Source organism: Kitasatospora sp. NPDC030952, from assembly GCF_055571335.1.
This window is the reverse complement of sequence record NZ_JBVIFM010000001.1, coordinates 699,521-718,716: the sequence shown is the minus strand read 5'-3', so window position 1 is coordinate 718,716 and position 19,196 is coordinate 699,521. Positions and strand designations below refer to the sequence as shown.

The window sequence follows — 19,196 nt, the reverse complement described above, 5'->3', positions numbered from 1 at the left end:
GGATCCGTGCATGGACGTCACCCGCGATTCTTCGCAGCGACCCGAGAACCTGCCCAAGTCGTTCCCGCCGGTCTTGCCGGAACGTTCCGCCTCCGGCGCCAGCCCGCTGGCCAAGGCCTCGACCGGCAAGGCCGCCAAGGCGGTGGGACCGGTCGACGCCGGTCCGGCGACCGCTCCGCTGGCGGTCGTCCCCGGTCCGTCCCCGGCCGACGCCGCGGACCTGCGGGACCCGCTGGAGGTGGCCGCCCCGGAGACCGTCGAACTCCCCGAGGTCGGCCAGGCCGGGGCCCCCGCCGCCGCCACCTCGCGCCGCCCCCCGCGGGCGGACCAGGCGCTGCGCGAGCACACCGCCGGCGTCCTGCCCGGCTGGGTCGCGCTGCTGGTGGTGCTGCTCGGCCTGGCCGGCGTGGTGTACGTGCTGCTGCGCACCGGCGTCATCCCGCACTGGGACGCCCTGCCCGAACTGCGCGGCCCCGCCGCCCTGGCCAGTGGCCGGGCCGAGGTGGACGCCCAGGCGATCGCCGGGGTCGGCGCGGCCGGGCTGCTGGTGGTGTGCGCGCTGGCCGGCCTGCTGGCCAACGCCGGCGGTGAGACCCGGGTGCTGACCCGCTGGGGCCGCTACCGGGGCACGGTGCGCCGGACCGGGCTGGTCTGGGTCAACCCGCTGCTGCGCCGCCGCCGGGTCGACGTGCGGCTGCGGCACTGGCGCAGCGAGCCGGTCAAGGTGGTCGACCGCACCGGCACCCCGATCATCGTCCGGCTGCTGATCGTCTGGCGGGTCAAGGACACCGCGCGGGCGCTGCTGGCGATCGAGGACCACGAGAGCTACCTGCGCGAGCAGGTCCAGGCGGTGCTCACCCGCACCGCCTCCACCCTGCCGTGCGACAGCAACGCGGCCCCCGGCCCGGCCCTGCGCGACGGGCAGTGGTTCGCCGACGAGATGACCCGGGCGCTGGCCGCCGAGGCCGCCCCGGCGGGCCTGGAGGTCTACTCGGTGCAGCCGCTGGCGCTGGACTACGCGCCCGAGGTGGCCGAGTCGATGCGCCGCCGCCGGCTCGCCGACCTCGACGCGGGCCTGCGGACCGTGCTGGTCGACGACGCGGTGGAGGCGGCGGCGCTGGCCGTCCGCCGGCTGGAACGCGCGACCGCGCACGAACTGGACGAGGCCGCCCGCAGCGCGCTGATGGAACAGCTGCTGGTCGCCTTCGTCGCCCCGGCCGGAGTGGCCGCCTCGGTACCGCCCCCGGCCGCCCGTGCCGGGCGGAAGGAAGGACGACCCGCATGAGGATAGCCACCGGCGCGTACGCCGAACCGGGCATCGGCCCCGACGCCGACCCCGGTCTGATCGGCTTCGAGGAGCGCCTCGGCAGCATCCCCGCGATCACGGGCTGCGGCTGCCCGAACTGCGCCGCCCGGCCGCGCACCGCCCGCGCCGCCGTGGCGGGCGGCGGCAGCCGAATACACCGGGCCGTGCGAAGCACCTGCCTGGCCACCACCGTGCTGGCGGGCGCCGGCGCGGTCGGCCTGACGGCGGGAGCCGGTTCCGCGCACGCCGCGGCCGGAAAGCAGGGCTGGGACGGGTCGAAGTACTGGTTCAAGAACGGCGCCGGTGAGTGGCGCTGGACCAGTCACTACGACGTCTACGCCAGCCGCACCGGGAAGTCCGGCGGTTCGGGCGGCTCCTCCGGCTCCGCCGGCCAGGCCGTCTCGAACGGCTCGGCCTCCTCCTGGGGCCCGCGCCAGGGCTGGGACGGGTCGAAGTACTGGTTCAAGAACGGCGCCGGTGAGTGGCGCTGGACCAGTCACTACGACGTCTACGTCAGCCGCACCGGGCAGTCCGGCGGCTCCGGCGGTTCGGACCAGGCCTCCGGCCAGTCGGACAGCCGGCCCTCGTCGGGCGGCGCGTCGTCCTCCGGGAGCACCGAGTCGGCCGTCGACTACGCGCTCGCCCAGCTGGGCAAGCCGTACGTCTGGGGCGGCAACGGCCCGTCCGGCTACGACTGCTCCGGGCTGGTCCAGCAGGCCTACCGGCGCAGCGGGATAAGCCTGCCGCGGGTGGCCGACGACCAGTACGCGGCCACCACACCGATCAGTGCGGGGCAGTTGCGCCGCGGTGACCTGGTGTTCTGGTCGGACAGCGGGCGGGCCTCGGGGATCCACCACGTGGGGATCTACCTGGGCGGCGGCACGTTCGTGGAGGCGCCGCGGCCGGGCAAGACCGTCCGGATATCGACGCTCAACTCCGGCTACTACCCGACCCACTTCGGGCGGCCGTAGCCGGGAAGCACCCGGGGCCCCGACAGCAACCGCTGTCGGGGCCCCGGCGCGGCATCAGGCGGAGGCCGCGTCCAGCAGTGCGGTCTGCTCGGGGGTGAGCTTCAGCGTTGCACCGGCCAGCAGCGGGGGCAGCTGGTCGACGGTGCGGGCGCTGGCGATCGGGGCGGCGACCGTCGGGCGGGCGGCGAGCCAGGCCAGGGCGACCCCGGCGGGCTCGACTCCGTGCTCGGCGGCCACCGCGTCCAGCGCCGCCAGGACCCTGGGGCCGCGCGGCTCGGCCAGGTAGCGGGCGGCGCCCTCGGCCCGGGCGCTGTCGACGCCCGCGCCGCCCGGACGGTACTTGCCGGTCAGGAAGCCGGAGGCGAGCGCGTAGTAGGGCACGGTGGCCAGGTCGTGCCGGGCGACCACGTCGGCCAGCGGGCCCTCGAAGGTGTCCCGGGAGACCAGGTTGTAGTGCGGCTGGACCGCGACGTACTTGGCCAGGCCCTCGCGCTCGGCGAAGGCGAGCGCCTCGGCGAGCCGCTCGGCGGAGATGTTGGAGGCGGCGACCGCCCGGACCTTGCCGGCGCGGATCAGCTCGTCCAGGGCCGTCACGAACTCCTCGACCGGGGTGTCGTCGTCCCGGTGGGTGTAGTACAGGTCGATGTGGTCGACGCCGAGGCGCCGGAGCGAGCCCTCCACCGAGGCCTTGATGTTGGCCGCGCCCAGGCCGTTCGCCTCCGGGTGCGCGCCGACCTTGGTGGCGATCACGATCGAGTCCCGGTTGCCCCGGCTGCGCAGCCAGTCGCCGATCACCGTCTCGGACTCGCCGCCGGCGTTGCCGGGGGCCCAGGCGGAGTAGACGTCGGCGGTGTCGATGAAGTTGCCGCCCGCGGCGGCGTAGGCGTCCAGCACCGCGAAGGACTGCTGTTCGTCGGCCGTCCAGCCGAAGACGTTGCCGCCGAGGGAGAGCGGGTGGACGGACAGGTCGGAGGTGCCGAGGCGGACCCGGCTCTGGTTTCCGGTCATGATCCCAGTCAACCCGCTTGCGCGGCAGCGCATTCCGTCGGTCACACGGATTTCACGATCCGGTCGTACCGCCGTCGCACGGGCGGGTGGCGTGTTCATCCCAGGAGGGGTCCGGGGTGTGCCTGAGGTGGGCGGATTCGTTAGAGTCCGTGCCATGGCTGACAACGACTACGACCCCGCCGGTAGCACCCAGATGTTCCGGGCGTTCGTCGACGAGACCCCGGCGCCCCAGGCACCGGGCTCCGTCTCCACCTACGGCAGCAGCAACAACGGCAGTCGCACCGGCGTGATCGCGCTGGTCGCCGTCGTCGTCCTGGTCGTCCTGGGCGCCGTCGTCTGGCTGGCGGTCAAGTGACCGTCGCGCGGGTGGCCCTGGTGGGGGTCACCCGCGCGACGTGCGGCTCCGGCCTCAGCAGGGCTTGCGCCAGGCGTTGAGGTCGAGCTTCTTCTGCATCGAACTGAAGCCCAGCGCCTTGGTCTTGGCGCAGAACCGGTCCGTGTCGAGCTTGTACTCGACGTGGAAGACCGCCTTGCCCGCCTTGATGAAGGGCGAGACCCGGTCGCACTCGTCGAACTGCGAGCACTCCTCGTTGACCGCGAAGTCGAAGTCCGGCAGCAGCGCGGGGATCTGGTCCAGGTCGTTCTTCAGGCCGATGGCCAGACCGCGTTCGTGGGCGAGCTGGGCCAGCATCCGGTTGTACTTGAGTTGGTCGTCCGGGGTCAGCGGGAAGCCGCTGTTCTGGTTGTAGGCCTCGATGGTGTCCGGCTCGATGGCGTCGAAGCCCTTGCTCTTGCACATGTCGAAGCGGGTTGCCATCAGGGGCTTCAGCTGGTCGAGCTTGCGGATGTCGAACCACTTCTCGCCCTTCCAGCCGGTGTCCGAGCCCTGGAGGGACTTGGCGAAGGCCGCGGCGTCGGGGCGGAAGTCCTCCCAGGACCCGGCGTTGACGTAGCAGATCACCTTGCGGCCCTTGGCGTGCAGCGCGGCGACCACCGAGGCGTCGTTCTCGAAGCCGTCGATGTCGTAGACCGGCACGTCCACCGACTGGTCCACCGTGCCGCCGAGCTGCCACTGCCAGGCCAGGCCCGGGGTGGGCTGCCAGCGGGCGCCGGCCGGCGGGGCGGTGGTGCCGGGCGGGGTGGTGCCCGGTGGGGTGCCCGGGGCGGTGGTGCCGCTCGGGGTGCCCGGGGCCGAGGTGGTGCCGGGGTCGGTGGGCGTGGTGGTGCCGGGGGTGCTCGGCGCGGTGGCCGTGGGTGAGTTGCTCTGGTTGCCGTCGGCCGAGTCGTCGTCCTCCGAGCCGGAGCTGCTGCACGAGCTGACCAGCAGGGCGGTGGCGGTGGCGAGGGCCAGAGCGGCCGGCATCAGCCGGGTACGGCGGTTCACGGTACTCGAACTCCGGATCGGGTCAGGTCAGTTCAGCGGCGGTCAGGCCGTACGGCAGGGTGCGCCAGGGGTTCTCCCCGGCACCCGGTACGGCGCAGCCGACGCCGGCCCGTCGGGCGGCGATCAGTGCGGAGGCGTCTTGGGCGGACTCGGCCGGGACGTCGTAGACCAGGTGGCAGAAGCGGGAGGCCGCGTGCCGGCCGGTCCACAGCGGCAGCGCCATCGCGCGGTACGTGTCCCAGTCGCCCTCGAAGGTGACCAGCAGGTCGGCCAGGCCGACTTCGGCGTACCCCGGGTCCGGGTGCTCGCCGTGGCCGAACACCACGGTGCCGCAGCCGGCCGCCCGGGCCGCCGTCGCGAGGCGCCGGTAGTGCGCCAACGCGCCAGGGTGGGTGGCGACTTGGTCGAGGTAGACGCCCGTGATGCCGTGTCGTTGACGGTACGTCAGGATGTCGGCGACCACGGCCGAGTGGGGCCGGCGGCCGTAATCGGTGTCGGCGTACCCGACCAACGGCAGTCCGGCCGCCCGGAGTTCGTCGGCGGCCTCGGCGAAGACGTGGTCCGGTACCTCGCCCGGACCGTCCGCGAGGTTGAGCACCACGGCGGCGATCCGGGCGGGGTCGGCGGCGGCGACCGCCCGCCAGGCCGCCGGGTCCACCGCGGGGTGGACGTACAGCGGCACCAGCAGGCGGCCGTCGGGGGTGGTCCCGGCGGTCATGCGACCACCGGGGTCGGGGCGGGCTCGGCGGTGCTGAGCCACAGGTCGCGCAGGGTGTCGGCGAGCGCGGTCTCCGGGTGCCAGCCGAGGGCCCGGGCGGCGGCCGACACGTCGGCCTGCTGCCAGGAGACCGCGGTCGAGCGCTCGGAGCCCGCTCCGCTCTCGTCGATCCGGCCGGTGAAGCCGGACGCCGCGACCAGGCCCTCGGCGATCGCCCGGACCCGCTGGGCCCGACCGGTCGCCAGGTTGAGCACCCGGGGGAGCGGGCCGTCGGCGGTGACGGCCAGGCGGATCGCCCTGGCGATGTCCCGGGCGTCCACGAAGTCCCGGTAGGCGGAGAGGTCGCCGACCGTGATCACGGCGTCGGCGCCCTCGGGCGCCACCCGGCGCAGCTCGGCCGCCAGCCGGCCGGGCAGCGAGCCCGCCGGGGCGCCCGGACCGACCGGGTTGAACACCCGCAGCACCACCGCGTCCAGCGGCGAACCGGCCACCGCGAGGGAGCCGGCCAGCTTGGTCGCGCCGTACACGCCGACCGGGCGGGCGTCGGACTGCTCGGAGAGCGACTCGCCCTCGTCGCAGACGCCGTACTCGCCGGCCGAACCGATGTGCACCAGACGGGCCTTCGGGGCGCCCAGGGCGAGTGCCTCGCAGAGCACCGCCGGGCCGCGGGCGTTCACCTCGGCGAGCTTGACCGCGCTGCCGGCCACCGCCCCCGCGAAGTTGATCACCACGTCGGGAGCCAGTGCGGCCAGCTCCTCGCCGAGCGGGCCGACCTGGGCGGTGCCCAGGTCCAGCCGGAGGTCGTGGGTGGGCCGCCGGCCCGCGGACAGCAGGGTGGCCCCGGGCAGCGTCCGCAGGACGGTGACGGCGTGACGGCCCAGGAAGCCGTCGCCGCCGAGGAGCAGGATTCTCACGCGGCCCGTCCGTCGGTCTCGGCGCCCGCGGTGACGGGCTCGTCGGTCGCGTCGTCCGGGGCGGTGCGGGCGGCCGGGACGGGCAGCTCCGCGAGACCCGGCATGGTGGCGGCCGACTCGAACGGCATCAGGACCGGGCGGATCGAGGTGAACTCGGCGTTCGCCCGGTCGTAGTCGTCGGGGCGGCCGATGTCCAGCCAGTAGCCGCCGAAGTCGTAGGCGGCCGGCGGGGTGTCGGCGGCCAGCAGGTCGAGCACCAGCTCGTCGAAGCCCAGCGGCAGGCCCGGGGTGTACTTGGCGAGCGCGGCGCGGGAGACGCCGTACACGCCCATCGAGACCCGGTAGTCGATGCAGGGCTTCTCCTGGAAGCCGGTGATGGTGCCGGAGTCGGTGGTCAGCACGCCGAAGTCGATCTTCACCTGACGGGCGTAGGTGGCGATGGTCAGCGGGGCGCCGGACTGCTCGTGGTGCTTGAGCACCCCGGAGAAGTCCAGGTCGGTGAGGATGTCGCCGTTCATCACCAGGAAGTGCTCCGGCAGGCGGTCCTGCATCGTGAGCAGCGGGCCCATGGTGCCGAGCGGGCTGTCCTCGACGGCGTAGCCGACCCGCAGGCCCCACTGCGAGCCGTTGCCGACGTAGGCGCGGATGATGTGGCCGAGGTGGCCGATGGCCAGGGTGACGGTCTTGAAGCCCGCGGCGGCGAGCTGGCGCATCACGATCTCCAGGATCGCGTGCTGGTCGCCGATCGGGACGAGCGGCTTGGGGAGCGCGGTGGTGTACGGGCGGAGACGGACGCCCTTACCGCCGGCCAGGATCACTGCATGCATGGTGTTTCCCCCACGGAAAGGATGTGCAGGACGCGAACCTTGGTTGCCAGGACGGGCATGGTCGGTACGGCGGTCAGACGTTGTAGATGTCGGTCTTGTAGCGGGCCAGGTTGGCCGGGTCGCGGAAGAACTCGATGGTCTGCTCCAGGCCCTGCTCCAGGCTGAACCGCGGGGCCCAGCCGGTGGCCTCGCGCAGCCGGGTGGCGTCCGCGACCAGGCGCATGACCTCGGAGTTGGTCGGACGGATGCGCTGCTCGTCCTCCTTCACCACCAGGTCCACGCCCATCAGCTTGCCGACCAGGGTGACCAGGTCGCCGACGGAGATCTCGCCGCCGGTGCCGGCGTTGAAGGTCCGGCCGACCACGCTCTCGGCGGCCGCGGTGCCCACCGTGCGGAACGCGTTGGCGGTGTCCTTGACGAACGTGAAGTCGCGGGTCGGACGCAGGTCACCGAGGGTGATCTCGGTCTGACCGGCCGCGACCTGGGCGATCACGGTCGGGATGACGGCGCGCATCGACTGGCGCGGGCCGAAGGTGTTGAACGGGCGCAGGGTGACGACCGGGGTCTCGAAGCTGGCGTGGTAGCTGTCGGCCAGCCGGTCCCCGCCGGCCTTCGAGGCGGCGTACGGGGACTGGGTGTTGATCGGGTGGTCCTCGGTGATCGGCACGGTCTGCGCGGTGCCGTAGGTCTCGCTGGTGGAGGTGTGCACCAGGCGCGGGATCTCCAGGTGGCGCACCGCCTCCAGCACGTTCAGGGTGCCGGTGACGTTGGTGTCCACGTACGAGTGGGGAGCGCGGTAGGAGTACGGGATCGCGATCAGGGCGGCCAGGTGGTAGACCGCCTCGGTGCCCTTGACCAGGCCGTTGACCGAGCCCGGGTCCCGGACGTCGCCGAGGACGATCTCGACCGAGTCCAGCACCTCCGGCGACAGGGTCTCCAGCCAGCCGAAGGAGGAGAAGGAGTTGTACTGGACCATCGCGCGGACGTGGTGCCCGTCGGCGACCAGGGTCTCGACCAGGTGGGAGCCGATGAAGCCCTCGGCTCCGGTAACCGCGACGCTGCTCATGCGGATTCGCTTTCTCGATCTCGGGGGACAGCCGGACGCGTGGTCACGACCGGCCGGTGGTGCCTCTGGAGAGGCGGATTCTCAGCGGTGTTGGGTGGTGCGGCCGAGCGCGGGCCCGGCGGTTGCGGTGAGGACGAGCGCGGCCGCCCCGCAGCCGATCAGCTGCAGGACGATCGGGTCCGCACCGGTCAGCAGCCCGACGCTCTCGGCGACCGCGGCGGCCAGACAGATGAGGGCGGTGCTCCAGCTGAACCCGAAGGCGTTCAGCAGCAGCGCCAGCCAGAGCGAGCCGCCCAGGAGCAGCATCGCGGCCAGCTGCGGCACGCCGAGCGACGGGGCGCCCGGCCACAGCACGGTCGCGGCGGCGTCCAGCGCGGCCACGGTGGTGAGGTAGATGAACAGGCAGCCGAGCAGGATCCCGCCGGTGCGGCGGGTGAACTGCCCGGTGGTGTGGCTGGAGCGCAGTGCGGCCACGGCCATCGCCCGGTAGCGGAACAGCAGCCACTCGGCCAGACCGAGACTGAGCGTCAGCGCGATCATGGCCGGGCCGGTCGGCGCGGTCGGGGCGGTCGGGGTGTGCGCGCCGTGGACCGGGGTGTGCACCACGTGCGAGGCGGCGTGCACGGCCTGGTGGACGGTCTCGCCGAGGCCGGCGATCAGCGTGAGCGCGCCGCAGGCCAGCCCGAACAGCAGGTGCGGGACCTCCTGGCGGATCGGCAGCTTCAGCTCCACGCCGTCCCGTTCGCCGCCGCGGGCCGCGACCAGCAGCTCCCGGACGGCCAGGCCGACCGCCAGCGCCACCGAGGCGAGCAGCACCACCGTACGGACCGCCTGCGGGACGTCGACCGCGAGCACCACGCCCGCGCCGACCGAGGCCGGGGCCAGCGCCAGCAGCAGGAACTTCTCCCGCCCGAGCACCAGCAGCGCGGTGGCCGCGGCCAGGTAGCAGGACTGCCCCGCGGCGAACCACAGCGAGCCGAGCGGCCCGCCGACCACGTACGCGGAGGCGGAGGCCACCAGCGCGCCGAGCGGGGCGCCCACGGCCAGGCAGACCGCCGCGTCCCGGCGGCGCAGCCGGCCCAGCCAGCGGTACGCGCGGTGCGCTAGGGCCTGGTTGAAGCCCCAGCTGACCAGCGTGGCGATGGACAGGGCGAGCATGCCCGAGGGCAGGCCGAAGCGCATCCGGGTGGTCGCGAACAGGTTGGCGCCGAGCAGGTAGCCGAGGCCGGGCAGGGCGAACACCAGGCCGCGCACCACGCAGCGCCAGGGGTCGGCCCGCCAGGGGTTGGCGAACTCGGAGCTCGGGCCGGGGTAGCGGCGCTCGACCTTCTCGAACAGCTCCTCGGCGACGGTGAACGCGTCGGGGCGGCCGTACAGCAGGGCGGCCTGCTCGTCGGAGAGGCCGTCGGACTCCAGGAAGGCCGCGATCTCGTACGGGTGGACGGCGTCGGCGCAGACGTCGCGCAGGCGCTCGGCGAGCTCGTCCAGCGGGTCGTCGGAGAGACCGAGCTGCTCGGCGGGGTCGGGCTCGGCGGCGGGGGCGGGGCGGCGGCGCTTCAGCGGCAGGGTGCGCAGCTGCATCGTCGGCTCGGCGCCGCCCTCGTCCGGGACGAGGCGAATGGGACCGCTCATGCGCCCACCTCGCTGGGCTCGGCGGCCGCTTCGCGGAACACGCACCTGCTGATGGTTCGCTCGTTCACGCCCCCACCTCGCTGGGCTCGGCGGCCGCTTCGCGGAACACGCACCTGCTGATGGTTCGCTCGCTTCGCTCGTTCACGCGCCCACCTCGCTGGGCTCGGCGGCCGCTTCGCGGAACACGCACCTGCTGATGGTTCGCTCGCTTCGCTCGTTCACGCGCCCACCTCGCTGGGCTCGGGCCGGGCGGTGGCCAGCTGCTGGTCCCAGTCCGGGCTGGGGACCTCGTCGGCGACGGCGACCACGCCGCCGGGCATCCAGCGGGAGGTGCCCAGGAGTTCGGTGTAGATGCTCCGGAAGCCGTCGATGTTCTGGCGGAGGGTGAACTGTTCGATGACCCGCAGCCGGGCGCCCTCGCCGAGCCGGGCGCGCCGCGCGGGGTCGCGCAGCAGCTCGATCGCGGCGGCCGCCATCGGCTCGGGTTCGCGCGGCGGGACGACCAGTCCGGTGTCGCCGACGGCCTCGCGCACGCCGCCGACGTCGGTGGAGACGGTCGCGCGGCCGCAGGACATGGCCTCGATCAGGGTGAACGGGAAGCCCTCGCTGATGCTGGAGAGCATCACCACGTTGCCCGCCGCGTACGCGTCGGTGATGTCGGCGACGCGGCCTTCGAAGGCCACCGAGTCGGCCACGCCGAGCTCGGCGGCCAGGGCTATGCAGCCGTCCCGGTACGCCTCGCCGCCCTTGGGGGTGCCCCCGAAGAGCCGCAGCCGCGCCTCGGGGATCTCACGCTGGACGATGGCGAAGGCCCGGATCAGCGTCTCCAGGTCCTTGATCGGGTCGACCCGGCCGGCCCAGCTGAGGGTCGGCGTCTCGGGCTCCGGCCCGGCCGGCGGGAAGGCGGCCGGGTCCACCCCGTTGTAGACGGTGCGGATGTGCGTGGACGGGGTGCCGCCGCGCTCCTCCCAGCGCCGGTTGTACCGGTTGCCGGGGGTGACCAGGGCGGCCTGCCGGTAGCTCTCCTCGGCGAGCATCCGGTAGAAGCCGAGCAGCAGCGCCTTGACCGGCCAGCGGTACGGGCCGGTGCGGTAGCCGAGGTAGCGCTCGCGCAGGTAGATGCCGTGCTCGGTGAGCAGAAACGGTACGCCGAACTGCTGGGCGGAGATCAGCCCGGGCAGGGTGGCGAGGCCGCCGCTGGCCGCGTGGGCGACGCCCTCGGTGGGCGGGTCGACCGAGAGCGGCCGCAGCGCGTGCTCCAGCAGGTCGGTGGCGTTCAGCGCGTCGTGCAGGGTGGGCCGGGAGACCGCGGTGGGCAGGTAGTCGCGGGTCCACACGTGCTGGAGGGTGCGCAGGGCGCGCTCGCTGCGCAGCGCCGGGCTGAGCAGCCCGCGCCGGGCGAGGTCGGCGAAGCCGTACAGCTCGGTGCCGAAGTGGGTGGTGTAGACCGGGTCGAGGATGGAGTGGAGGAAGCGCTCGTACGCGTTGAGGAAGCGCCGCATCTCCTTGCCGCGCGGCGGCCGGGCCTCCGAGGCCGGGCCCCACAGCGGCGCGGTGGTGACCGACCGTACGTTGGCGGGCAGTTCCCAGGCCAGCGGCTCCTGGCCGGTTCCGGTGACGGCGATGATGTCGAAGTCGACGTCCGGCATGCCCTGAACGAGTTGGTCGCACCAGACGCTCACGCCGCCGTGCTGGTGCGGGTACGTCCCCTCGGTGAGCAGGGTGACGCGCATCTCCTGTCCCCCCTCCTGTTCTTGCGTCGTTGTCCGGACTGGGTGGCCGGAGCGGGACCCGTGGCGGGGCCGGGCCGGGCGACCGGCCCGACCCCGCCACGAGGTGCTGAGGATTACCGGTTGCCGGAGCGCCCGGTCGTGGTGCCGTGCGAGGCCGTCCCCCCGGGAGCCTTGCCGGAACCGCCCTGGCCGTTGCCGGCCTGGGCACCGTTGCCCTGGGACTTGGCGCCCTGGACCGCGTCCTTGCCGGGCACCGGGGTTCCGCTGCCGGGGACGAGGGACTGGGCGGGCTTGCGGGTGACGTCGCTCGGGCCGGCCGGGACGGGCGTGGCGACGCCCTGCGGCACGACCTTCTTGTCCGCCGGCGCCGGTGCCGGGACGGACTTGGCCGCCACGTTCGGCGTGACGGCGGCCGGGGCGGCCGGCGCGCTGCCGGAGGGGAGCTGCAGGGTGACGCTGCTCTGCAGGGCGCCCGGGGACACCCAGCCCGAGAGCGTACCGGCGTAGGCCGAACCGAAGGCGGCCGTACCGATGGCCATCTTCTGAGCAGTTCCGGTCGGCATGGTGGCCTGGACCTGAACACCGGCCGGAGCGTTGACCGTGACGGTGTTGCCGATCTTGTAGGCGGTGACCTGCCCGGCGGCGACGGCCTTGTCCCAGGCCGCGCGCTTCTGGAACTCCTGGCCGATCTCGCGCTCGCCGAGGTTCACGATCGGGGTGCTGTCGGCGAACAGCGAGCGGTAGTTGCCGAGGATCTTCTCCAGCACCGGGTACAGGATGCGGTCCTCGGAGAGGTTCGACTGGTGCACGAAGTGCGGCCGCGGGTCGTTGTTCAGCACGTGGCCGAGGTCGATCCGGGCCTCCAGCGGCACGATGTACGACTGGTAGCCGGTGGCGGTGTCCAGCGGCTGGGGCAGGCAGGTGGAGTTGGCGTTGTTCTCGCAGACGCCGCTGCCGCCGTTGGCCTTGCTGGTGTAGATCCAGTTGTACTCGTCGGCCTCCTCCTTCGCCGAACCGGCGTTGTAGAAGACGTTCATCGGGTACCGCGGCACGGTCAGCGTGGAGGAGCCGACGGCCCGCTGGCCGGGCTCGCGGGAGGCGTCGCTGCCGGTGAACTTGATGCCGTTGGCGGCCAGCGCCGGCGCCAGGTTCGGGTTGTCGCTGGTCTCCTGCGGGGCGGTGAGCAGACCGGAGTGCTCACCGGTGACGAGCACCTGCGGGTCGGGCTTGAGGCCGTTGGCGGCCGCCCAGTCGAAGTTCTGCTTGATCTGGGTGGAGATGGTGTTCTGGTCGGTCCAGACGGTGTTGCCCGTCGCGTCCTTGGTGCACTTCCACGGCACCACGGTGACGTCCTGCACGCAGCCCAGGTAGGGGTGGGTGAAGGTGTGGTTGACCCAGCGGTAGCTGTTCTGGTCGGCGATCAGCTGGCCGGCGGTCGGGTCCACCGTGGTCTGGTGGTCGGCCTTCCAGTCCTCGCTGCCGCCGCCGTTGAACACCATGTCCAGCGTGAAGTTGTTGGCGGTCTGCCACTGCTTGAGGTACTGCGCGTCGGCGGGGGTCATCCGGATCGGGTTGGCGGTGTCCGGGGTGCCGGGCGGGCAGGTGACGTCACCGGGGGTGCACTTGAGCACGGTGTCCCAGCGGTCGTCGGCCAGGAACACGTCGTCCACGTGGGTGGCGAAGTAGTTGCGGTCGTAGCCGAGGTGGACGCCCTGGGTGATCCAGTCGACCATGCCGCGGGCCAGCAGCCGGTACTGCTGCTGGTACTGGTTGTAGACGAAGGTGACGACCAGCTCCTTGCGGCCGTCGTGGGTGTACTCACCGACCAGCGAGCCGCGGTTGGTCGTGCCGGGTATCGCCGCGTCGACCAGCGGGACGAAGGAGGCCCCGGTCGGCAGGTTGGCCAGCGGGGTGGCCAGGTAGCCGTAGCTCTCGCTGACGTTCGGGTCGTTGTCCTCGAACGGGACACTGCCCTTGAGGTACCCGAACGGGCCCGAAGTTCCGGCCGTCGTGGTGGCTGCCTGGAATCCGTCGAGGGTGCCGACGAATCCGGGATTCTGGGCGTAGTTCAGGCCGACGGCCGGACTGGCCCAGGTGTACGCGTCGATCTGCCGGACGTTGAAAGCCGCTTCGTAGGTGGCGATCGCCGTCATCTCGGCTGCGCTGTTGGGGAAGGGGTTTTCGTTGGGCAGCACGATGCCCTGGTACTTGCCCCGGGGCAGCCCGTTCACCGTGTCGCTCAGGAAAGCGGAGTCGATGACGGGGCGGTTGGGGTCATTGAGGCTGACGACCTTGTAGGGCGTGCCCTGGCTCTTGAGCTCGGCGGTGATCGCCGCGACGGAGGGGCCCCCGTCGTCGATGACCAGGACGGTGAGGTCGATCCTGGGCGGCGTGGTGTCGCCGTGGGCCAGGGTGGTCTGCAGGCCGCTGGCCAGCAGAACTGCCGCTGCGCAGGCGGCAACTCTTCGGGTCGCTCGACCCATGTCTGATCCTCCCCTTGGGACAGGCGCTGCGCTGCTCGGCGCTCGCCGGCCCGTGTAGCTGTTCGCGGGCAGCAGGCTGCCCGGCGCCCATCCTGGTCGAGGGTCGACGGTGCGAGGGACCAATTGGGCGAGAGTGCAGCGAACCTGTTACCAACGTTCATGGCGAAGCCATGGCGGCGCTGATTGTGACCGTAACCGGACCGCCTACGCAAATAATGAATTGAAAATGAAAAACCGGAAGCCGAGTGCTACACCTGGTTACCGACTGTGCGGCTCACACGGCTCTGTGGGGCACCTACACTGTCGTCGTCGCGCACGACACTCTTGCACATCTTGCCGCCGCAACGGGCAGGTTCATGCAATATCGGGCACCGCTGTGCCATGTGACAGTCCGAATATGCAATGGAGGCCGTTGATGGCCGATCGTCAGATCGCATCCGAGCGAATCGGGAACGTACGGAATGCGCTCCCGGAACCGGATGGAACGGTCCTGGTCGGCCGCAGTCTGGGTCTGCGCGGGGCGGTCAACGCCCGGGATCTGGGCGGCTGTCGGACGGCCGAGGGGGCCGCGGTACGCCGTGGCGTGGTCCTGCGCAGCGATGGCCTGAACCATGTCACCGCCGAGGACCTCGACCCGCTGGGCGCGCTCGGGCTGCGCGCGGTGGTCGACCTGCGCAGCCCCGAGGAGGTCCGCGAGGCCGGCCCGGACCGGCTGCCGGACGGCGTGGTGATCCATCATCTCCCGCTGCTGGCAACGGACTTCGACATCCACCTGACGCTGCGCGGCGCCCTCGCCGACCGCAGCCCGGACAGGCAGCGCGCCCTGCTCGGCGACGGCCGGGCGGCCGCCATGATGACCGGGCTCTACCGCTGGTTCGTCACCGACCCGGTGGCCCGCGAGCGCTTCGCCGCGCTGCTGCGGCTGCTGGCCGCCCCGGACGGCGTGCCGCTGCTGTTCCACTGCTCGGCGGGCAAGGACCGCACCGGCTGGGCGGCGGCGCTCGTCCTGACCGCGCTGGGCGTGGATCGCGAGACGGTGCTCGCCGACTACCTGCTCACCAACGAGCGCTCCGCCGCGGTGGTCGAGCGGGTGCTGGCCGACTTCGGCGGCCGGGGTCTGATGCGCGAGCCCGAGCTCCTCCTGCCGGTGTTCCGGGCCGACCGCGACTACCTGGACGCGGCCTTCGCGGAGGTCGAGGCCGGCTGGGGCGACTTCGACGCGTTCTGGCGGGAGGGGCTCGGGCTGGACGAGCACGTGCTGGCCGGACTGCGCGCCAACCTCCTGGACGGCGACGGCAGTTGAGCCAGGGAGCGGCGGCGGTCAGCCCTCGCTGATCAGCCCCGCGCGGAGCTGGGTGAGGGTCCGGGTGAGCAGCCGGGAGACGTGCATCTGGGAGATCCCGATCTCCTCCCCGATCTGCGACTGGGTCAGGTTGCCGAAGAACCGCAGCATGATGATCCGGCGCTCGCGCGGCGGCAGCTTGGCCAGCAGCGGCTTGAGCGACTCCCGGTACTCCACGCCCTCCAGCGCGAGGTCCTCGTAGCCGAGCCGTTCGGCCAGCGGCCCCTCGCTGTCCTCCTCGCCGGGGCTGGAGTCCAGTGAGCTGGCGGTGTACGCGTTGCCCACCGCGAGGCCCTCGACCACGTCCTCCTCGCTGACCCCGAGGCAGGTGGCCAGCTCGGCGACGGTGGGGGAGCGGTCCAGCCGCTGGGCCAGTTCGTCCCCGGCCTTGGTGAGCGCCAGCCGCAGCTCCTGCAGCCGCCGGGGCACCCGGACCGACCAACTGGTGTCCCGGAAGAAGCGCTTGATCTCACCGACCACGGTGGGCATCGCGAAGGTGGGGAACTCCACCCCGCGTTCCGGGTCGAAGCGGTCGATCGCCTTGATCAGCCCGATGGTGCCGACCTGGACGATGTCCTCCATCGGCTCGTTGCGGCTGCGGAAACGCGCCGAGGCGTACCGGACCAGCGGCAGGTTGAGCTCGATCAGGGTGTCGCGGACGTAGGTGTGCTCCTCGCTGCCCGGCTCCAGCGCGGCCAGCCGCAGGAACAGCGAGCGGGAGAGCGTCCGGGTGTCCAGCCCGGAGCCGGGCGGCGCCTCGGTGGACGTCACCGGGCCGGTCGCCCCGGCGACGGGCCTTTCGAGAGACGTGGCCCGCTGGAGCGGGATCCGCTCCTCGGCGACCGCCGTACCCTTGGCCTGACCAGCGTGGATCTCCGCAGTGCCCAGCTCTCCGGACATGCACCCACCCCCTTGTGACTGACAGTTGAACGGGGGCCGTCGCACGGAGGTTCCCGGCAGGGGCCCAACCCCCTCCATACCGGAACACGGTCCCCGGCAAACCCGAACGTCGCAAGATGTCACGCGGGGGTAACGCGCTGCAATCTCACTCTTCCCAGGAGTTGCCGGTCCGAAGCCTGGTCAGGATCCGTGAGAGCAGCCGGGAGACGTGCATCTGGGACATCCCCAGTTCGGTGCTGATCTGCGACTGGGTGAGGTTGGCGAAGAACCGCAGCATCACGATCCGTCGCTCCCGCTCGGGGAGTTGGACCAGCAGGTGGCGGACCATGTCGCGGTGCTCCACCTCGGCCAGCGCGGCGTCCTCGTAGCCGAGCCGGTCCAGCAGGGCGAGCCCGCCCTCGTGCTCCTGGGCGGCCTCCAGGGAGGCCGCGTTGTAGGCGCGCCCGGCGTCCAGGCAGGCCCGGACGTCCTCCTCGGGGATCCGCAGGCTGGCGGCGATCTCGGGCACCTTGGGGGCCCGCCCGTGCAGCACCGTCAGCTCCTCCATGGCGCCGCTGACCTGGACCCACAGCTCCTGGAGCCGGCGCGGGACGTGCATGGTGCGGACGTTGTCCCGGAAGTAGCGCTTGATCTCGCCCAGGATGGTCGGCAGCGCGTAGGTGGGGAACTGGACGCCCCGGGTCGGGTCGAAGCGGTCGATCGCGTTGATCAGGCCGATGGTGCCGACCTGGACGACGTCCTCCATCGGCTCGCTGCGGCTGCGGAAGCGGGTGGCCGCGTAGCGGACCAGTGGGATGTTCACCTCGATCAGGGCGGCCCGGACCCGCTCCCGCTCGGGGGCGTCCGGGGGCAGCTCGGACAGCCGCTCGAACAGCACCCGGGTGAGCGTCCGGACGTCCATGGCGGGTCGGCCGCCGGGGCCGCGCAGCCCGTCCGGGCGGAGTTCGCCGGCCGGGCTGATGATCGCAGCCAACACCTCGTCCACGGACACCTCACCCCTCCCAAAGTTGACAACGGTGGGCCCTGCGGATCGGGTGTCGCGGCTGGTTCGCACCTCGCCATGTCCGGCAAAACCGGTCATAGCATCACAAGGTGGGCGCAGGTCGGGCAAGCACCCGATGGAGGTGTGTTGATGGGGTGCCCGGACTGCGCCGGTCCCGTCGGCGAGGCGCCGCAAGGGTTGTTCCGGCGCATACCAAGACGCCCCGTCCGGGGACCGGACGGGGCGGGCGCGGGCCGTCCGGGGGACGGTCGCGGGGGTCAGACCTCGATGTCGGCGATCACCCAGGTCGCGAACTCGCGCCACTGGCCGGCCGCGGCCTGGTGCGCGGGGTGGGTCAGGTACGCCTGGAGGGCCGTACGGTCCTCGACCAGGCTGTTGATCGCGTAGTCGTACGCGATGTCGCGCTCGGTGGTGTTCCAGCCGCAGTCCCACTCGCGCAGTTCGGGGATCAGCGAGCCGAGCTCGGCGAACGCCTTGGCACCGGACAGCACGCGCTGCTCGTCCTTGGCGACGCCCTCGTTGAGCTTGAACAGGACCAGGTGGCGGATCACGATGTACCGCTCCTTACTTGATCAGACCGGTCATGAAGGTGCCGACCGCCTTGGCCGCGTTCGAGATGCCCTCGAAGCCCAGCTGGACGAGTTCGGCGGACCGGGCCGGCGAGGTGATGATCGAGTAGAGCACGAAGATGAGCAGGAGGGCCATGCCGATCTTCTTCGCCTGCGCCATCGTGACCTTCCTCCCTGCGGTGGGCCGCCGTCATCCGGGTCCCCGAGCGGCCCTGCGGGGCAGCTTATCCACCGGACGGGCTATCAAGTGTGCGACGCGTTCGCCCGGCGGGACGAAGGTCCCCGCGGGTGGGGCCTTTCTCCGGGTGCCTCGGCACGGCCCGGACGGCAGGATGGTTGACGTGCCGAGGATCTGGCAGGAATCCCCGGCGCGTGGATCCGGAGCCCCCGCTGTGGGACCGGTGGTCGCGGCTTTCCCCCTCGCGGCGCCGGTTGTGGGACTCCGCCGGGGGAGCGGTCGGTCCCCCAGAGCCGCTCCCCCTCCAAGGCTCCGTACGGGCCGGGCAATGGTGGTCATCGGCCTGGAGTACGGGGCCCTTTCCGCGTCCGAGGGTGCGCGGAAACGCCGAGGGCCCGTCCGGATCGGACGGGCCCTCGGGCTTTCTGGCGGTAGCGGTGGGATTCGAACCCACGGTGGAGTTGCCCCCACACACGCTTTCGAGGCGTGCTCCTTTGGCCGCTCGGACACGCTACCGAGGGGAACTCTACCGGACGGGTGGCGCGGTCACGAAATCCGTATCGGGAGGGCCGTCACCGCAGGAGTCAGCGATGGGTGTCGAAGAAGGCGCGCAGCTGCTCGCCGCACTCGTCCGCGAGGACGCCCCAGATCACCTCGGGTCGGTGGTTGAGCCGGCGGTCGCGCATCACGTCGAAGAGCGAGCCGGCCGCGCCGGCCTTCTCGTCGAGGGCGCCGTAGACCACCCGGTCGATCCGGGACAGCACGATGGCTCCGGCGCACATCGTGCAGGGCTCCAGGGTCACCACCAGGGTGCAGCCGCTGAGCCGCCACTCCCCGAGCTTCTCGGCCGCCTGCCGGATCGCGACCACCTCGGCGTGCGCGGTCGGATCGCCGACCGCCTCGCGCTCGTTGTGGCCGCGCCCGATCACTTCGCCGTCCGGGCCCAGAACGAGCGCCCCGACCGGGACGTCACCGGTGGCCGGCGCCAGGGCGGCCTCGGCGATGGCGAGGCGCATCGGCGCCGCCCAGCGGTCGCGGACCGGGTCGGGGCGGACGGGGGCGGGCAGTGGGGGGACGTACGGGACGGTCAGCGGGGTGGATGCGGGCTGCATGGCATCCAGTGTCGGGCATCCGGTGGTGAGCACCGGTGCGGCCGGTGCCG

Annotated in this window: 17 protein-coding genes, 1 tRNA gene and 1 pseudogene; 4 read left to right on the top strand and 15 right to left on the bottom strand. The window is 72.4% G+C overall.

From position 1 onward, the window contains the following. Positions 1-73 precede the first annotated feature (73 nt). Complete coding sequence (locus ACZ47G_RS03350; RefSeq protein WP_465739728.1) at positions 74-1,285, top strand: SPFH domain-containing protein; 1,212 nt, start codon at positions 74-76, stop codon at positions 1,283-1,285. Continuing rightward, positions 1,282-2,277 carry a C40 family peptidase gene (locus ACZ47G_RS03345; protein WP_465739727.1) on the top strand — a complete coding sequence of 332 codons (996 nt, stop codon included), beginning with the start codon at positions 1,282-1,284 and terminating at the stop codon, positions 2,275-2,277. The genes ACZ47G_RS03350 and ACZ47G_RS03345 overlap by 4 nt, the downstream gene beginning before the upstream one ends. Positions 2,278-2,331: 54 nt before the next feature. On the opposite strand, the gene ACZ47G_RS03340 is transcribed toward ACZ47G_RS03345, so the two are convergent. Beyond that, complete coding sequence (locus tag ACZ47G_RS03340) at positions 2,332-3,285, bottom strand: aldo/keto reductase (RefSeq protein ID WP_465739726.1); 954 nt, start codon at positions 3,283-3,285, stop codon at positions 2,332-2,334. Positions 3,286-3,439: 154 nt separating this feature from the next. Here ACZ47G_RS03340 and ACZ47G_RS03335 point away from each other — a divergent pair, with 154 nt between their 5' ends. Further along, positions 3,440-3,640, top strand: a complete 201-nt coding sequence (locus tag ACZ47G_RS03335; protein ID WP_465739725.1) for a hypothetical protein — start codon at positions 3,440-3,442, stop codon at positions 3,638-3,640. A 54-nt stretch (positions 3,641-3,694) separates the two neighbouring features. Here the strand turns inward: ACZ47G_RS03335 and ACZ47G_RS03330 are convergent, their stop codons facing one another. The 8 genes and pseudogenes from ACZ47G_RS03330 to ACZ47G_RS03295 all read right to left on the bottom strand — a co-directional run bounded on the left by ACZ47G_RS03330 (position 3,695) and on the right by ACZ47G_RS03295 (position 14,042). After that, complete coding sequence (locus tag ACZ47G_RS03330; protein ID WP_465739724.1) at positions 3,695-4,669, bottom strand: endo alpha-1,4 polygalactosaminidase; 975 nt, start codon at positions 4,667-4,669, stop codon at positions 3,695-3,697. Between the two features lie 22 nt (positions 4,670-4,691). Then, positions 4,692-5,387 carry a spherulation-specific family 4 protein gene (locus tag ACZ47G_RS03325; protein WP_465739722.1) on the bottom strand — a complete coding sequence of 232 codons (696 nt, stop codon included), beginning with the start codon at positions 5,385-5,387 and terminating at the stop codon, positions 4,692-4,694. Further along, complete coding sequence (locus ACZ47G_RS03320) at positions 5,384-6,301, bottom strand: NAD-dependent epimerase/dehydratase family protein (RefSeq protein WP_465739721.1); 918 nt, start codon at positions 6,299-6,301, stop codon at positions 5,384-5,386. Before ACZ47G_RS03320 ends, ACZ47G_RS03325 begins: the two co-directional genes overlap by 4 nt. 125 nt (positions 6,302-6,426) lie before the next feature. Further along, positions 6,427-7,128, bottom strand: a pseudogene (locus ACZ47G_RS03315) (nucleotidyltransferase family protein); the annotation flags it as partial. Positions 7,129-7,201: 73 nt separating this feature from the next. After that, positions 7,202-8,194 carry an SDR family NAD(P)-dependent oxidoreductase gene (locus ACZ47G_RS03310; protein WP_380461006.1) on the bottom strand — a complete coding sequence of 331 codons (993 nt, stop codon included), beginning with the start codon at positions 8,192-8,194 and terminating at the stop codon, positions 7,202-7,204. A gap of 81 nt (positions 8,195-8,275) precedes the next feature. After that, positions 8,276-9,826, bottom strand: coding sequence for a hypothetical protein (locus ACZ47G_RS03305; protein ID WP_465739720.1), 1,551 nt, complete (start codon positions 9,824-9,826; stop codon positions 8,276-8,278). Between the two features lie 218 nt (positions 9,827-10,044). Beyond that, on the bottom strand, positions 10,045-11,559 hold the full coding sequence (gene pelF, locus ACZ47G_RS03300; protein WP_380461008.1) for a GT4 family glycosyltransferase PelF: 1,515 nt from the start codon (positions 11,557-11,559) through the stop codon (positions 10,045-10,047). Positions 11,560-11,672: 113 nt separating this feature from the next. Beyond that, positions 11,673-14,042 carry a hypothetical protein gene (locus ACZ47G_RS03295; RefSeq protein ID WP_465739719.1) on the bottom strand — a complete coding sequence of 790 codons (2,370 nt, stop codon included), beginning with the start codon at positions 14,040-14,042 and terminating at the stop codon, positions 11,673-11,675. Positions 14,043-14,268: 226 nt separating this feature from the next. Here ACZ47G_RS03295 and ACZ47G_RS03290 point away from each other — a divergent pair, with 226 nt between their 5' ends. After that, positions 14,269-15,345 carry a tyrosine-protein phosphatase gene (locus ACZ47G_RS03290; RefSeq protein ID WP_465739718.1) on the top strand — a complete coding sequence of 359 codons (1,077 nt, stop codon included), beginning with the start codon at positions 14,269-14,271 and terminating at the stop codon, positions 15,343-15,345. Between the two features lie 18 nt (positions 15,346-15,363). On the opposite strand, the gene ACZ47G_RS03285 is transcribed toward ACZ47G_RS03290, so the two are convergent. The 6 genes from ACZ47G_RS03285 to tadA all read right to left on the bottom strand — a co-directional run bounded on the left by ACZ47G_RS03285 (position 15,364) and on the right by tadA (position 19,146). Beyond that, positions 15,364-16,284: an RNA polymerase sigma factor SigF gene (locus tag ACZ47G_RS03285; RefSeq protein WP_465739717.1), complete on the bottom strand. Its 921-nt coding sequence runs from the start codon at positions 16,282-16,284 to the stop codon at positions 15,364-15,366. 145 nt (positions 16,285-16,429) lie between these two features. Continuing rightward, complete coding sequence (locus ACZ47G_RS03280) at positions 16,430-17,185, bottom strand: RNA polymerase sigma factor SigF (protein ID WP_435823770.1); 756 nt, start codon at positions 17,183-17,185, stop codon at positions 16,430-16,432. A 359-nt stretch (positions 17,186-17,544) separates the two neighbouring features. Continuing rightward, entirely contained in the window at positions 17,545-17,838 is a 294-nt protein-coding gene (locus ACZ47G_RS03275) for a Dabb family protein (RefSeq protein ID WP_380461013.1), read from the bottom strand. A gap of 13 nt (positions 17,839-17,851) precedes the next feature. Further along, positions 17,852-18,016, bottom strand: a complete 165-nt coding sequence (locus tag ACZ47G_RS03270; RefSeq protein WP_188304848.1) for a hypothetical protein — start codon at positions 18,014-18,016, stop codon at positions 17,852-17,854. 444 nt (positions 18,017-18,460) lie between these two features. Beyond that, positions 18,461-18,550: transfer RNA gene (locus ACZ47G_RS03265), tRNA-Ser, on the bottom strand. Positions 18,551-18,618: 68 nt separating this feature from the next. After that, positions 18,619-19,146, bottom strand: a complete 528-nt coding sequence (gene tadA / locus ACZ47G_RS03260; RefSeq protein ID WP_465739716.1) for a tRNA adenosine(34) deaminase TadA — start codon at positions 19,144-19,146, stop codon at positions 18,619-18,621. Positions 19,147-19,196: the final 50 nt, after the last annotated feature.